The organism is Sphingomonas desiccabilis, assembly GCF_004135605.1.
Taxonomy (GTDB): Bacteria; Pseudomonadota; Alphaproteobacteria; order Sphingomonadales; family Sphingomonadaceae; genus Sphingomonas; species Sphingomonas desiccabilis.
The window spans coordinates 1,014,893-1,028,641 of sequence record NZ_SDPT01000001.1; the positions used below are offsets into that span (position 1 = coordinate 1,014,893).

14 protein-coding genes are annotated in these 13,749 nt (G+C 70.3%); 4 read left to right on the forward strand and 10 right to left on the reverse strand.

The genetic code is table 11. The features are described from left to right. Nucleotides 1-108: 108 nt before the first annotated feature. From EO081_RS04875 to ubiM, 3 genes are all read right to left on the reverse strand, one after another. Complete coding sequence (locus EO081_RS04875) at nucleotides 109-522, reverse strand: group II truncated hemoglobin (protein ID WP_129340767.1); 414 nt, start codon at nucleotides 520-522, stop codon at nucleotides 109-111. 86 nt (nucleotides 523-608) lie between these two features. Further along, on the reverse strand, nucleotides 609-2,120 hold the full coding sequence (locus EO081_RS04880) for an acetyl-CoA hydrolase/transferase family protein (RefSeq protein ID WP_129340768.1): 1,512 nt from the start codon (nucleotides 2,118-2,120) through the stop codon (nucleotides 609-611). A gap of 27 nt (nucleotides 2,121-2,147) precedes the next feature. After that, nucleotides 2,148-3,317, reverse strand: coding sequence for a 5-demethoxyubiquinol-8 5-hydroxylase UbiM (ubiM, locus tag EO081_RS04885; protein WP_129340769.1), 1,170 nt, complete (start codon nucleotides 3,315-3,317; stop codon nucleotides 2,148-2,150). Between the two features lie 211 nt (nucleotides 3,318-3,528). On the opposite strand from ubiM, the gene EO081_RS04890 reads away from it, so the two are divergent. Both EO081_RS04890 and EO081_RS04895 read left to right on the forward strand, forming a co-directional pair. After that, entirely contained in the window at nucleotides 3,529-4,407 is an 879-nt protein-coding gene (locus tag EO081_RS04890; RefSeq protein ID WP_165284509.1) for a 2-dehydro-3-deoxygalactonokinase, read from the forward strand. Next, nucleotides 4,404-5,033, forward strand: coding sequence for a 2-dehydro-3-deoxy-6-phosphogalactonate aldolase (locus tag EO081_RS04895; RefSeq protein ID WP_129340771.1), 630 nt, complete (start codon nucleotides 4,404-4,406; stop codon nucleotides 5,031-5,033). The genes EO081_RS04890 and EO081_RS04895 overlap by 4 nt, the downstream gene beginning before the upstream one ends. A gap of 35 nt (nucleotides 5,034-5,068) precedes the next feature. Here EO081_RS04895 and EO081_RS04900 read toward each other — a convergent pair whose 3' ends face one another. The 7 genes from EO081_RS04900 to EO081_RS04930 all read right to left on the reverse strand — a co-directional run bounded on the left by EO081_RS04900 (nucleotide 5,069) and on the right by EO081_RS04930 (nucleotide 11,294). Further along, nucleotides 5,069-5,278: a hypothetical protein gene (locus tag EO081_RS04900; protein WP_129340772.1), complete on the reverse strand. Its 210-nt coding sequence runs from the start codon at nucleotides 5,276-5,278 to the stop codon at nucleotides 5,069-5,071. 64 nt (nucleotides 5,279-5,342) lie between these two features. Then, a complete protein-coding gene (locus EO081_RS04905) occupies nucleotides 5,343-6,599 on the reverse strand; it encodes an N-succinylarginine dihydrolase (protein ID WP_129340773.1) in 1,257 nt (418 codons plus the stop codon). Beyond that, a complete protein-coding gene (locus tag EO081_RS04910) occupies nucleotides 6,599-7,615 on the reverse strand; it encodes an arginine N-succinyltransferase (RefSeq protein ID WP_129340774.1) in 1,017 nt (338 codons plus the stop codon). Before EO081_RS04910 ends, EO081_RS04905 begins: the two co-directional genes overlap by 1 nt. Continuing rightward, complete coding sequence (locus EO081_RS04915) at nucleotides 7,612-8,820, reverse strand: hydrolase (RefSeq protein ID WP_129340775.1); 1,209 nt, start codon at nucleotides 8,818-8,820, stop codon at nucleotides 7,612-7,614. The genes EO081_RS04910 and EO081_RS04915 overlap by 4 nt, the downstream gene beginning before the upstream one ends. A gap of 42 nt (nucleotides 8,821-8,862) precedes the next feature. Beyond that, on the reverse strand, nucleotides 8,863-9,783 hold the full coding sequence (locus EO081_RS04920) for a DUF481 domain-containing protein (RefSeq protein WP_240697537.1): 921 nt from the start codon (nucleotides 9,781-9,783) through the stop codon (nucleotides 8,863-8,865). A gap of 62 nt (nucleotides 9,784-9,845) precedes the next feature. Further along, nucleotides 9,846-10,334, reverse strand: coding sequence for an RNA pyrophosphohydrolase (locus EO081_RS04925; RefSeq protein ID WP_129340776.1), 489 nt, complete (start codon nucleotides 10,332-10,334; stop codon nucleotides 9,846-9,848). 42 nt (nucleotides 10,335-10,376) lie between these two features. After that, entirely contained in the window at nucleotides 10,377-11,294 is a 918-nt protein-coding gene (locus EO081_RS04930; protein ID WP_129341440.1) for an alpha/beta hydrolase, read from the reverse strand. 110 nt (nucleotides 11,295-11,404) lie between these two features. Between EO081_RS04930 and EO081_RS04935 the strand changes: the two genes are divergently transcribed. Both EO081_RS04935 and EO081_RS04940 read left to right on the forward strand, forming a co-directional pair. Further along, nucleotides 11,405-12,313 carry a histone deacetylase family protein gene (locus EO081_RS04935; protein WP_129340777.1) on the forward strand — a complete coding sequence of 303 codons (909 nt, stop codon included), beginning with the start codon at nucleotides 11,405-11,407 and terminating at the stop codon, nucleotides 12,311-12,313. Nucleotides 12,314-12,357: 44 nt separating this feature from the next. Next, complete coding sequence (locus EO081_RS04940; protein WP_129340778.1) at nucleotides 12,358-13,596, forward strand: SAM-dependent methyltransferase; 1,239 nt, start codon at nucleotides 12,358-12,360, stop codon at nucleotides 13,594-13,596. Nucleotides 13,597-13,749: the final 153 nt, after the last annotated feature.

Genomic DNA, 13,749 nt, shown 5'->3' on the forward strand with positions numbered 1-13,749 from the left:
GAAAGCGTACTCCTGCGAAAGCAGAAGTCCAGGGCCGCGGGCGCGTTCGCCTGAGGCTCTGGGCTCCTGCCTGCGCAGGAGCACGGCGCTGGTTTCCTCGCTGGCCCCTCACTCCCCCCGCAGCATCATCGCATGCGCCATGCGCAGGAACGACTGCTGCATCTGCGCGCCGAGCGCCGGCTCGACCCGGTTCTCGGCCAGCGCACGGCTCATCGCGTGCACCCATTGCCGGGCGGTCTCCCGCGTGATCGGCATTTCCCGGTGCAGCGACATGATGCAGGCGCCGGGCCGCGCGACGAACCAGTCCCTCGGGCCGCCCAGCCAAGCGGCAAGGAACTGCGTCAGCGACACCCGCACCGGCAGCAGGTCGGCGTCGTGCATCGCGCGGAGCTCGGCGTATTCGGGCGCATGCTCCATCAGGTCGTAGAAGCGGTCGACGACCAGCCGCACGCCGTCCGCCCCACCGATGCGGTCGTACAGGCTAGGCGGAGCCTTGGCAGGAGAGGCGGGGGCGGCGGTCATCATCGTCTCCAGGCGCGGCGGCGCAGGATCGCGTCTAGGCGGACCGGCCTCGATCCGCCTTGATCTCGCGCAACCGGTTGCAGGCCTCAGGGCCGCATCGTCCCCCTGTCCATGAAGCGCTGGTGCCAGGACAGCGCCTCGCCCGGAAGCGATGGCGCGTGCAGGCCATAGCTCCCCTTCAGGGCGCGCGCGTAATAGTCCGCCAGCATCGGGCGGTAGTCGGGATGCGCGCACTTCTCGATGATCAGCCGCGCCCGCTGCTTGGGGCTGAGCCCGCGGAGGTCGGCGAGCCCCTGCTCGGTGACGATCACCTGCACGTCCTGGTTGATGTGGTCGACATGCGCCACCTGCGGCACGATCGCGGAGATGGCGCCGCCCTTTGCGGTCGAGGGCGTCATGAAGATCGAGATATAGGCGTTGCGGGCGAAGTCGCCCGATCCGCCGATGCCGTTCTGGATGCGCGATCCCATCACATGGGTCGAGTTCACGTTGCCGTAGATGTCCGCCTCGATCAGCCCGTTCATCGCGAGGCAGCCGAGCCGCCGGACCAGTTCCGGGTGGTTGCTGATCTCCTGCGGGCGCAGCACCATCTTGGTCCGATACACACCCATGTTCGCGTTGAGCCGTTCCGCCGCCTCGGGGCTCAGCGAAAAGCCGGTGGCCGAGGCCATGCGCAGCCGCCCGCTGTCCAGCAGGTCGAGCATGCCGTCCTGGATCACCTCGGTAAAGGCGGTCATGTCGTGGAACGGGCTGTCGACCAGGCCGGTCAGCACCGCATTGGCGATGTTGCCGACGCCTGACTGGATCGGCAGTAGCGACGCCGGCAGGCGCCCGCGGCGCACCTCATGCCCGAAGAATTCGAGCAGATGACCCGCGATCGCGCGCGCGGTCGCGTCCGGCGGGGTGAAAGGCAGGTTGCGATCGGGCGCATCCGTTTCCACGATCGCGACGATCTTGCCCGGATCGCAGCGGAAATAGGGCTCGCCGATGCGATCGTCCGGCCGCACCAGCGGGATCGGCACGCGCGCGGGCGGCAGCGCGGTCCCGTAATAGACGTCGTGGACGCCATCCAGCCGCGCGTCCTGCCAGCGGTTCACCTCCAGGATCACCTTGTCGGCGCGATCGATCCAGGTCTTGTTGTTGCCGACCGAGGAGGATGGGATCAGCGCGCCGTCCGGGCGGATGCCTGACACCTCGATCACCGCGACGTCCAGGGGGCCCAGGAAGCCCTCCCAGGCCATCGGCGCGACCTGGCTCAGGTGCATGTCGAAATAGTCCATCTCGCCCGCGTTGATCTTCGCGCGCGCGATCGGATCGGAATTGTAGGGCAGGCGGAACTCGATGCCGTCGGCCTTGGCGAGGGCGCCGTCGAGTTCCGGTCCGGTCGAGGCACCGGTCCAGATGCGGACGCGAAACGGCCGGCCGGCTGCGTGTTCGGCTTCGATCCTTGCAGCCAGCGCCGTCGGCACCGCCTTGGGGTATCCGGACCCGGTGAATCCGCTCATGCCGACGGTGTTGCCCGACGAGATGTGGGTCGCAGCCTCGGCGGCGGTGCAGATTTTGTGACGAAGCGCCTGGCACGCGATACGATCGGCCATCGGGTTCTGGTTCTCCTTTTCGGGGGTTCAGCGCTGCATCAGCATCGCGGTGATCGCCTGGCGGGCGAGCGGCAGCCGGCTGCCGACCCGAAGCGTCGCGTGACGCGCGAGCCGCGCGCCCGGGCGCTCGTCGGTATAGAGCCGAACCAGGAAATTCGTGGCCGCATAGAGCGGGCGGCTCGCGAGCCGGTGCGTCATCTCGTAGCGGCGCAGCAGCGCCGGCGCCGCGATGTCGCCGCCGCGCCGCGCGGCATCGGTCACCAACTGCGCCAGCGTCGCCTGGCTTTGCAGACCCAGGTTGAAGCCGTGGGCGGTGACGGGGTGCATGCCCACCGCCGCATCGCCGATCAGCGCCGCGCGCGTCGCCGCAAAGTGCCGGGCATAGGTGGTGGCGAGCGGATAGACGTGCGCGGGCGCGTCCACTTGCATCCGTCCGAGCCGCCCCTGGTACCGCCGCGTCAGTTCCGCCCCCAGCGCTGCCTCGTCCAGCGCCGCGATCCGCGCCATCGCCTCCGCCGGCAGCGTGAGCACCGCCGACGACCGGCGCCCGTTCAGCGGCAGCATCGCCACGGTCTGGTGGTGATCGAACCATTCGGTGGCGACGCCCCCATGATCGCCCTCGTGGCGGACCCGGCACACCATCATCGATCGGCCGAGCCGGTTGACCTCCGCCCCGATCCCCAGTTGCTCCCGCACCCGCGAGAAGCGCGAGTCCGCCGCCACCAGCAGCCGTGCCGAAAGGACCCGCCCGTCGTCGAGCGTCACTTCGGCCGATCGCGCGTCCGTCCGGATCGCCGCGACCCCGGTCCCGGCCAGCAGCGTCAGGTTCGGCTGGTCGGCGACCGTCCGGTACAGCGCCGCGCGGATGCGGTGGTTCGGCACCATCAGGCTCAGCGGCCCGCCGCCGTGACCGGACGTCTCGAACGAAAGCGCGAAGGGCGAGGCGCCGTTCAGCACCCGCGCTTCGTTGAGCGGCGAGATCTCTTCCGCCGGCAGCAGCTCCCAGGCGCCCAGCGCCTTGAGCGTGCCGATCGAGCGGTGGGTGAGGGCGATCTCGCGCCCGTCATAGGCGGGGGCGGCGATCGCCGCCTCTGGCTGGCGCTCGATCACGGTCACGCGCAGGGGCGCATCGGCCAGCGAACGCGCCAGGCTGAGCCCGGCGGGACCGCCGCCTATGATCACTACGTCACTCTCCATCGCGCGAACCTCCCGTGTGCCGGGCGCTATGCGGGTCCCCTCCTGCGCCCGTCCTTGCGCCCGATCAACCCGCTCCGGCGCGGAAACGCCTCGGAATGCTGGAGAGCCGCACCGGGCTCGACATTTGCGCGCAGCCGTTCCACTTCAGCGCCATGATCCGCAACGCCCTCGCGCCGGCCCGGCGCGCGTTGCATCTTCTGGGAGCACGCGCATGACGTTGGTTGGTGTCGACTGGGGATCGAGCAACCTGCGCGCCTATCGCTTCGGGCCTGACGGTGCGGTGATCGACCGGCGCGAATCCCCGCGCGGGGCGGCTCGGCTGAAGCGCGACGAGTTCCCGCAGGTGCTGGCCGACACCCTCGACGGCTGGCTGGAGGCGGACACGCGAGTCGTGCTCGCCGGCATGGTGGGTGCGCGCGCCGGCTGGCACGAGGCACCGTATCTTCCGTGTCCCGCCGATCCGGCCGGGCTCGCCGCCGCCGCCCTTCGGGCCGAGGATGCGCCGGCCCACTGCTTCATCGTCCCCGGCCTCTCCGCGCGCAGCGCCAGCGGCGTGGCCAACGTGATGCGGGGGGAGGAGACCCAGATCCTCGGCAGCGGGCTTGCAGACGGCACCATTGTCCTGCCCGGCACCCACAGCAAGTGGGCCCGCGTCGAAGGGGGCCGCATCACCGGCTTCTCCACCATCATGACGGGCGAGATGTACGCCCTGCTGCGGAACAACTCGCTGCTGGGGCAGCTTGCGGAGGGCGACGCGCCCGACGAGGCCGCCTTCACGCTCGGCGCCCAGCGCGCCCTCGACAATCCGGCAGGCGTGCTGCCGCTGCTCTTCTCGGCACGGGCCGACGTGCTACTCGGCAGTCTCGCGCCGCAGGCGGTCGCTAGCTATCTCTCCGGCCTGCTGATCGGCGGCGAAGTGGCGGCGATGCGGGATGCAGCAGGGCAGGGCGTGGTGCTGATCTGCAACGCCGTGCTTGCGGCGCATTACCGCGTTGCCCTGGCGCTGGCGGCTGTAACGGATGTGGCCGTGGTCGACGGCGCCGATGCGGTGGCGCGCGGCCTGTGGCGAATTGGAGGATTGCTGAAGTGACCATCGAAACCCTGCTGGGCGGCCTGCCGCTCGTCGCGATCCTGCGCGGCCTGACCCCGGACGAGGCGCCGGCGATCGCCGATGCGCTGTTCGACGTGGGCTTCCGCTGCCTGGAAGTGCCACTCAACTCGCCCGAGCCGTTCGACAGCATCCGCCGCATCGTCGATCGCATGGGCGATCGCGCGCTCGTCGGTGCGGGCACGGTGCTGACCGTCGCGGACGTCGGCCGGGTGGCGGATGCCGGCGGCAAGATCGTGATCTCGCCCAACACCGACGTCGACGTGATCGCCGCGACCAAGGACGCCGGGCTCCAGTCGCTGCCCGCCTTCTTCACCCCCAGCGAGGCGTTTCGCGCCATCGCGGCCGGTGCCGACGCGCTCAAGCTCTTCCCCGCCGAACTCGCCGGGCCGCAGGGGCTGAAGGCGATGCGCGCGGTGCTGCCCAAGAGCTTCCCCGTATTCCCCGTCGGCGGCATCGATCCCAACACCATGGGGCCGTATCTGCAGGCGGGCGCTGCCGGCTTCGGGATCGGCTCGTCGCTCTATGCGCCCGGCCGCAGCGTCGAGGACGTGCGCGCCCGCGGCGCGGCGTTGGTCCAGGGGTTCGAGGCGGCCCGCGCCGGCTGACATACATGCCGGCAGCGGCGCGTCCTCGGGGGTGTTCAGTGCGCCTCGACCGAGTCGAGGATGCGCCCGCCGGCCATAAACACCGCGACCGGGCAGAGGGCGAACAACGCCCAACCCCCGGCGCCGGGGTATTGCTCGACATAGGTGAGCCCGCGCTCGACGGCCCCCATGCCGAGGCCGTAGATCACCAGATAGGCTTCGAACTTGGTCTTGATGGTGAACAGGCGGGTGACACGCTTCCACATGGCCGGTGCGTAGCAAGCCCCGTGCCAGTGGCGGAAAACTGCGTCTCCGCCTGGCGCAGCCTAGTTAACTGTAAGTTAACTCGACAAGTTCGAGCGCTTCGAGCAGCGATGCTCGCGCGATTTCGATCTGCTCGATCAGACCCGGATCCGCGATGGCGTCATGCGCGATCGTCTCGGGCCAGTGGGTGCGGATGACCTCCGCGATCCGGTCGAGCTTTGCCTCGTCCACCAGGAAACGCGGGTCGACCGTAGCCGGATCGGCAACGACGCGCAGACGCAGGCACGCCGGGCCGCCGCCGTTGGCCATGGATTCGCGCACGTCGACCACTTCCAGCCGGCGGATCGGGCCATTGCCCGCGACATGTTCCTGCAGCCAGTTCCACACCGACGGCGTCGCCCGCGCTTCTTCCGGCAGCACTAGCGCCTGCGCCCCGTCCGGCAGCGTCACCAGCTGCGCGTTGAAGAGGTAGGACGCGATCGCATCCTCCAGCGGCACGCGTGCCGCGGGCACCTCGACGATCTCCACCTCCGGCAGCAAGCGGCGGAGCTCGGCGTAGAAGCCGGGCGCGTCGGCAAAGGCCTGTTCATGGCAGAACAGCACGCGCTCGTTCGCCACCGCCACCACGTCGTTGTGAAAGGCGCCGGCCGCGATCGCCGCGTCCGATTGCTGCACGAACAAGGTGCGCGTCGGGTCCAGGCCATGCGCCCGCGCCACCGCCGCGCTCGCCTCGCGATGCTGGCGGGCGGGAAAGGGCCCGCCGCCCACGCCATAGACGAACACCTCGACGCCGGGCCGATCGTGCGCGGCCGACAGCCGCATGTGGTTCGCCGCGCCTTCGTCCCCGAACGGTGCCGGCACGGGCGGGTGTACGGCGAAGCCCTCGTGCGCGAAGGCGAGCCGCAGCTGTGCCAGCGTCGCGGGCCACTCGTGGCTGCGATGCGCCATGGTCACGAGATTGGCCACGCTCAAGTGGCACCGTCCATCGGCCGTGTCGGGCGCCGGGGAGACGGTGGCGGCGTTGGCCGCCCACATCGCCGAGGCGGACAGCGCCTGCGCCTTCAGATGCGCCGGGGCCGTCGCATAGTCGGTGGCCAGCGCCGACAGCCAGCGGCGATCCGGCCGCGGGTGCGGCAGCAGGATCCCCTGTGCGAGGCCGAGGGCAAGATTTGCGCGCATCTTGTCGATGCCCTGCAACGCCGCCGCGCGCGGGTGCGAGACCGCACCGGCATTGCGGGTCGCGGCCAGGTTGCCGTGGCTCAGCCCTGCATAATTGTGGCTCGGCCCGACGATCCCGTCGAAGTTGATCTCCCGCACCGCCATCAGTCGCGCTCCACCACCGTCACCTGGTCGCCGGCGTCGACGCCCAGCAGCGCGGCACAGGCGGGATCGAGCAGCACGTCGCCGGCGTCGCCCGCACGCACCTGGCCCAGCGCCACGCGGAAATGCTCCAGCCGCCCGGCCGACACCAGCATCGGCTCCCCGTCGCCTCCCAGTTCCGCCACGCGCACCTGCCGCGCGTTGCGGATGGTCCCCACCTGGTCGGTCCGGGCGGTCATGGTCGGCCCGCCGTCGAAGATGTCGACGTAGTTTTCATAATGGAAGCCTTCGCGCTCCAGCATCCGCATCGCGGCCCGGCCGGAGGGGTGGGGCAGGCCGATCACCGACCGTGCATTCTCCGGCAGCATCGCCGTGTAGACCGGATGCTTCGGCATCAGGTCGGCGATGAACTGGTTGCCGTGGATCGCATTGAACTGGTCCGCCTCCTGGAAGCTCATGCCGAAGAAGCGCCCCGCGACCCCGTCCCAGAAGGGCGACCCGCCCGCCTCGTCGATCACGCCGCGCAGCTCGGCCAGGATGCGGTCTGCGAAGCGCTGGCGATGCGCCTTGATGAACAGGTAGCGGCTGCGCGCCAGCAGCAGCCCCAGCCCGCCGGCGCGCTCGCCCGGATGCAGGAACAGCCCGCCGACCTCGCTCGCGCCCTCCAGGTCGTTCACCAGGTTGAGGATCTCGGCCCGAAAGGTCCGGCGCAGCGCCTCGCTATGCTTGGTGAGGGTCGCGACCCGATAGGAGTAGAAGGGCCAGTGCTGGCCGACCTGGGTGAAGATCTGGCAGGTGCCGCGCACCTCCTGCGTCTCCGCATTCTCCAGCACCAGCACGAACAGCTCGTCTTCCAGGCTGTCGGCCTCGCGCGCGAAAGCCGCGTGGCTGCGCTCCAGCTTTGCCCGCAGGGCCGGCTTGTCGGGGGGCAGGTTGGTGAAGCCGCCGCCGGTCAGCTTCGCCATTTCATAAAGGTGCTGCAGGTCCTCGTCGCGGGCGGCGCGGATGCGAAAGCTCATGCGCTCCCCCGCTCGACGAGCCGCAGGATCGAAAGTGCCGACAGCGCGGCGCGCTCGGCAAGGCTGTCGGGCAGCATATATTCCTCCGGCGAATGGATGGCGCCGCCGCGGACGCCCATGGTGTCGATCACGGGCACGCCGCAGGCGGCGATGTTGTTGCCGTCGCACACGCCCCCGGTGTCGCGCCAGCCGACCGAGAGGCCCAGGCTCTGGCCCGCATCGCGGACCAGCCCGAACAGGCGCTCGGCGGCGGCATCGATCGGCTTTGGCGGCCGGTTGAAGCTGCCGTGGCATTCGACGCGCACGTCGTGCCCCGCAGCCACCTCGGTCGCGGCCGAATCGAGCGCCGCTTGCGCGCGCGCTGCCGCGTCGAGCGAGGCCGGGCGGAAGTTGACCCGCAGCACCGCATGCTCCGGCACGACGTTGTTCGGGCTGCCGCCGTCGATCCGCGCCGGATTGACGGTGAGGCCATCGCCTGCCGCATCCGCCAGCCGCAGCGCGAGCTCGGCCGCCGCCACCAGCGCGTTGCGGCCTTCCTCGGGATTGCGGCCGGCATGGGCGCTGCGCCCCGTCACCGCGAGCGAGAAATTGCCCGTGCCGCCGCGCGCGCCTGCCAGCGTTCCGTCCGCAAGCGACGGCTCGTAGACGAAGGCGGCGGCCTTGCCGCGCGCCGCGCGGGCGATCAGCGGAGCGGAGGAGAGCGAGCCCGTCTCCTCGTCGGAGTTGATGACGACCTGATAGCCCAGCCGCCCCGCGAAGCCGGAATTCTCGATCGCCTCCAACGCCGCGAGCATCACCGCCAAGCCGCCCTTCATGTCGGCCGCGCCGGGGCCGTTCAGCGCGCCATCCTCGCGCACCCGCATCTTTTGGAACGGGTGGTCCGCCGGATAGACCGTGTCCATGTGGCCCGCGAACAGCAGCTGGATCGGCGCCTGCGGCCGCACCGTCAGCAGCAGGTGGCGTCCGTGCTCGATCGGCTGGAGCCGCCCGGTGGCGGAGATCGCCTCGACCGGGTCCGGCTTGATCAGCGCAATTCCGCCGGGAAGCGCGGAAAAGGCATCGGCTAACAGCTGCGCCATCCGGGCAAGCCCGGTGAGATTGCGCGTGCCGCTGTTTACCGCGACCCAGGGTTCAAGGTGCGCCAGCATCGGGGCAGCGCGCGCCCGTTCGACAACGGCGGCTTCCGCGCTTGTAAGAACATCCATGGTCGCGAGGCTAGCGCGGATCCGCCTCGGAAGGAACGGGGCCTAGAAGGAATAGACCAGGGACGCGCGCGTGGTGGTGTCGGTGGTGACGCTGCCTTCGGGCGGGCGGCTCTCGTATCGCACCGCATAGGAGACCTGTGCGGAAAGCGGCCCCAGCAGCTTGGCATCGACCGCCGTGGTGCTGCTCACGGTGCTGTTCGCCTGCGCGGCCAGATAGGCGGAGGCGTCCTGGCGCAGCGTCAGCGCGGGGGTCAGGCGCCAGTCGAAGTCGACCGAACCGCGCGCCGCAAGGCTGCTTTCCTGGGTCTCGTCGGTGAAGTCGGTCTGGCGAAACGCTGGGCCGAGTTCCAGGTCCAGCGTCAGCGCCGGCCGCTTAATTGCGCTGTAACCGGCACCCGCCGAGGCCGAGAAGCGGCTGTTGTACCCGACGAACCGGTCGCTCTCGAACTGCGTCGAGCCGTAGACGTAGAGCCGGTCGTCGACCTTGTAGTTCGGCTCATAGGCGGCGAGATAATATTCCCGGCTCGTGACGCCGTTCGCCTTCTGATAGTCGAGCTGCAGGCGCAGCTTGTGGCGCCAGCGGAACCCCTCGCGCGACAGGTCCAGCACGCCGGTCGCGCCGAAATTGTCGCTGTTGCCCGAACTCGCATAGCCGCCGAGTTCGGCACGTCCCTTCACCAGCGCGAAGAACGAGGACTCCTGCAGCTCACGGGTGCGTTGGGCAGCACGATCGGCCGTCCACTTGCCGGTGATCTCACGAACCAGGTCGATGCTGTCGGGCGCTGCGATCCGCGAATACTTCACCAGCGTCGCGACCTCGCCCTCGTTGCCCGAGGCCATGGCGGCATCGAGCATCATCTTGAGCTGCTCGGGGATCGGCGCGTCCTTCTTGGCGGCAGCCGGCGGTGCGGCGTTTGCCAGCAGGAGCGGTGCGGCAAGGAAAAGATACGCAGCCTTGGTCACGCGCCTGTCCTTAGCTGCAATGCAGCGAGAGGTGAACCCGCCTTGCGACTCGCTCCGTCGCGTCAGCCGGCGTTTCGGCCCAGCGGCTCGGCGAACAGCTCGAGCAGCCGCTCGTAGAGTGCGCGCTTGAAGCCGACGATCGCCTCCGGCAGCTCATCCGGCTCGGCCCAGCGCCAGGCGCGGAACTCCGGCTCGGGCGTTGCGATGTCGATGTCCTGCTCCTCACCCTCGAAGCGGAAGGCGAACCAGCGCTGGCGCTGCCCGCGATACTTGCCGCCCCAGACCTTGCCGATCATGTCCTCCGGAAGGTCGTAGGTGAGCTCCTCCGGCGCCTCGCCGATCAGCGAGACCTTGTCCGGCTGCACGCCCGTCTCCTCGCGCAGCTCGCGCAGCGCCGCGGCGAGCGCGTCCTCGCCGGGGTCGATCCCGCCCTGCGGCATCTGCCACGCCTCCAGCGTCGAATCGATCCGCTGGCCGACGAACACGCGCCCGTCGCGGTTGATCAGCATGACACCCGCGCAGGGCCGGTAGGGAAGCGTGGTCTCGTTCATGGCAGGTCTCCTAGCGGTGCGGCCGCGCCCAAGTCGAGGGATTCAGCCGGCCGCCTGCGCCAGGACGCGCTCGGCTTCCGCCTCGGTGACGATCTGGCGCAGGGCGACCAGCGCGCCGGCAAGGTCGCCCTGACTCGACGGGATAGCGCGGCGCAGGTTGAGGAACCCGTGCACATTGCCGCGCGCCTCGCGATAGGTCACGGCGACCCCCGCCTCCGCGAGTGCTGCCGCATAGGCGCGGCCCTGATCCCGCAACGGGTCGAGCCCGGCGGTCAGCACCAGCGCCGGCGGCATCTCCGCCATGGTCCCCAGCAGCGGCGAGGCGCGCAGGCTCGCGCTCTCCGCGCGATAGGCCTGGCCGAACCAGGCGAGCGATTCGCGGGTCAGCAGATAGCCCTCGGCGAACTCGCCGTAGGAAGGGTATTCGCGGGTGGTGTCGGTCACGGGGTAGATCGGCCACTGCGCGATCACCGGCGCCGCCGCGGGCCGGTCGCGTAGCGCCATGGCGGTGACGATCGCGAGCGTGGCGCCCGCGCTGTCGCCCGCCAGCACCAGGCTCGTCACGCCGCGCTCCAGCACGGCCGGCCCGGCCGCCAGCCAGCGCGCGGCGGTCTCGGCGTCGTCGGGCGCCGCCGGCCACGGGTGTTCGGGCGCAAGCCGATAGTCGAGCGCCACCACCGGCAGGTCGAGCATCCGCGCGATCTCCGCACAAGCGCTCGCATGCGAGTCGAGGTCGCCGATGACGAAGCCGCCGCCATGAAGGAACAGTATCACAGGGCCCGGCTCCCGCGACGGACGCGCGTCGAACAGCCGGGCGCGCAGATCGCCGTGCGGTGCGGGGATGGTGCAGTCGCGGATCACCGCCAGCGTTCCCACCGGCAGATCCGCCACGTCCTTGGTCGCAAGGAGCTGCGCGCGTGCGGCAGCCGGCTCCAACTCGTGCATGCGCGGGCCCGGCATGTTCTCGAGGTAGCCGAGGAAGGCGCGGACGTCGGGGCGGACGAAAACGGTCAAGGCGCTCTCCTGTGGCGCGGCGTTGCGGCCGCGGTGCGTGCGCTTACCTATGGAGCGTGATCCGCGTCGTCCACCACCCCGACTATGTCGCGCCCGCGCCGGCGCGCAGCACCTATCAATGGAACAAGAACGGGCTGGTCCGCGACCTGCTGCGCGCGCAGGGCGCCGGGATCGACTGGCACGAGCCGGACCCCATGCCGCGCCGGTGGATCGAGGCGGTGCACGAACCCGGCTATGTCGCCGAGGTGATCGCGCTTGCGGTGCCCCCGGAAAAGGCGCGGCGGATCGGCTTCCCGATCACCGCCGAGGTTGCGGCGCGCGCGCAGGCGGTGCCGGGCGGGACCTATCTCGCCGCCCGGCTCGCACTGGAACACGGCTTTGCCGCGAACACCGCGGGCGGAAGCCACCATGCGCTGGCCGACACGGGTGCCGGCTTCTGCGTCTTCAACGACCTGGCGATCGCCGCCAACCGGCTGGTGGAGGAGGGGGCGGCTGCGCGCGTGCTGGTGGTCGACTGCGACGTGCACCAGGGCGACGGCACCGCCTCGCTGCTGGCGGGCCGGCCCGGGCTCGCCACCTATTCCATCCACGCGGAAAAGAACTTCCCCGTCCGAAAGGCGCGCTCGACCCTCGACGTGCCCCTCGCGGATGGCGTCGGCGATGACGAATATTGCGCGGTGCTGGCCGAAACGCTGGTTCCGCTCGTCGACGGCTTCGCGCCCGACCTGCTGCTCTACCAGGCCGGGGTGGACCCGTTCGCAGGCGACCGGCTCGGCCGGCTCGCGCTCAGCCGCGAAGGTCTCGTCCGACGCGATCGCTGGGTGGCGACGCTGGCGCGCGACCGCGGCATCCCGCTGGCGAGCGCACTGGGGGGCGGCTATGGCGACGACGCGATGGAGGTTTCGGAGCGGCACCTCGCCTCGATCCTCACGCTCGGCGGGGTCTTCGCCGCGGACCATCGGTAGCAGGACGGCTTGCGGTGATCTCGCGGAGGTGCATGTAAGGCGCCATGCACGCGCCCCGCTCTTCCTTGCCCTCTTCCCTGGCCGCAACGCGCGATCCGCTCCGCTGGTTCGCGCCCGTGTTCGAACGGATGCTCGGCCGCATCGACCGGGGGCTGGAGTTCGGCGCGATCGAGGCGACGCTCCCGACCGGCCGTGCGGTCCGGCTCGGCGGACGCGGCGAGGGACCAATTGCGGTGGTGGTGCTCCACCGCTGGCGCGCGATGCTGCGGCTGGCGACCGGCGGCTCTGCCGGCTGGTACGAAGCATGGGTCTCAGGCGACTGGTCGAGTCCCGATCCCGTGCCGCTGTTCGATCTGTTCATGCGCAACGGCCGCGCGCTCGGCAACGTCGGCCGCGCCGGGCGATGGACCGGCATCGCCCGGCGCTTCGCCCATTGGTCGCGCCGCAACCACCGCGCCAATGCGCGCCGCAACATCCAGTTCCACTATGACCTGGGCAACGACTTCTACCGCGCCTGGCTCGACCCCGGCATGACCTATTCGAGCGCGCTGTTCGACGATCCCGCCGAGCCGCTGGAGGCCGCGCAGGATCGTAAGCTCCAGGCGATCCTCGACCGCACCGGGACGCAACCGGGCGACACCATCCTCGAGATCGGCTGCGGCTGGGGCTCCTTCGCGGAGCGCGCCGCCCGCGCCGGTCGCCGTGTCCATGGCCTGACCCTCTCGTCCGAGCAGAAGCGCTTCGTCGAGCAGCGGATCGGCGAGGCCGGGCTGGAGGGCGTGGAGGTGTCGCTCACCGACTATCGCGACGCCGCCGACAGCTACGACGCGATCGCCAGCATCGAGATGGTGGAGGCGGTGGGGCAGGAATATTGGCCGGCCTATCTGGACGCGATTGCCGCGCGGCTGAAGCCGGGCGGCCGCGCCGCGCTCCAATATATCGCGATCGACGACGCGCTGTTCGACGCCTATGCGAACAACGTCGACTTCATCCAGGCCTATATCTTTCCCGGCGGCCTGCTGCTGTCGACCGAGCGCTTTCGTGCGCTGGCCCAGGCGCGGGGCCTCGCCTGGCACGACGAGCACCGCTTCGGCCGGGACTATGCCGAGACGCTCCACCGCTGGCGCCTTGCCTTCGACGCGGCCGAGGCGGCCGGCGACCTGCCCGGCAACTTCCCGCCCGGTTTCGCCGACCTGTGGCGCTACTATCTCATGTACTGCGAAGGCGGCTTCCGCGGCGGCGGCATCCACGTCGCCCAGGTCACGCTGGTGAAGCAAGGCTAGCCGACGGGCGTACCGTGCTCCTGCGCAGGCAGGAGCTCAGGGCGGCAAGCGCCGGCGTCCTGGCTCTAGGCTCCTGCCTGCGCAGGAGCACGGGAGGAGGGCGCGCGCTTCGCTTCTCTTCTCGTCATACCAGCGAAAGCTGGCATCCATACG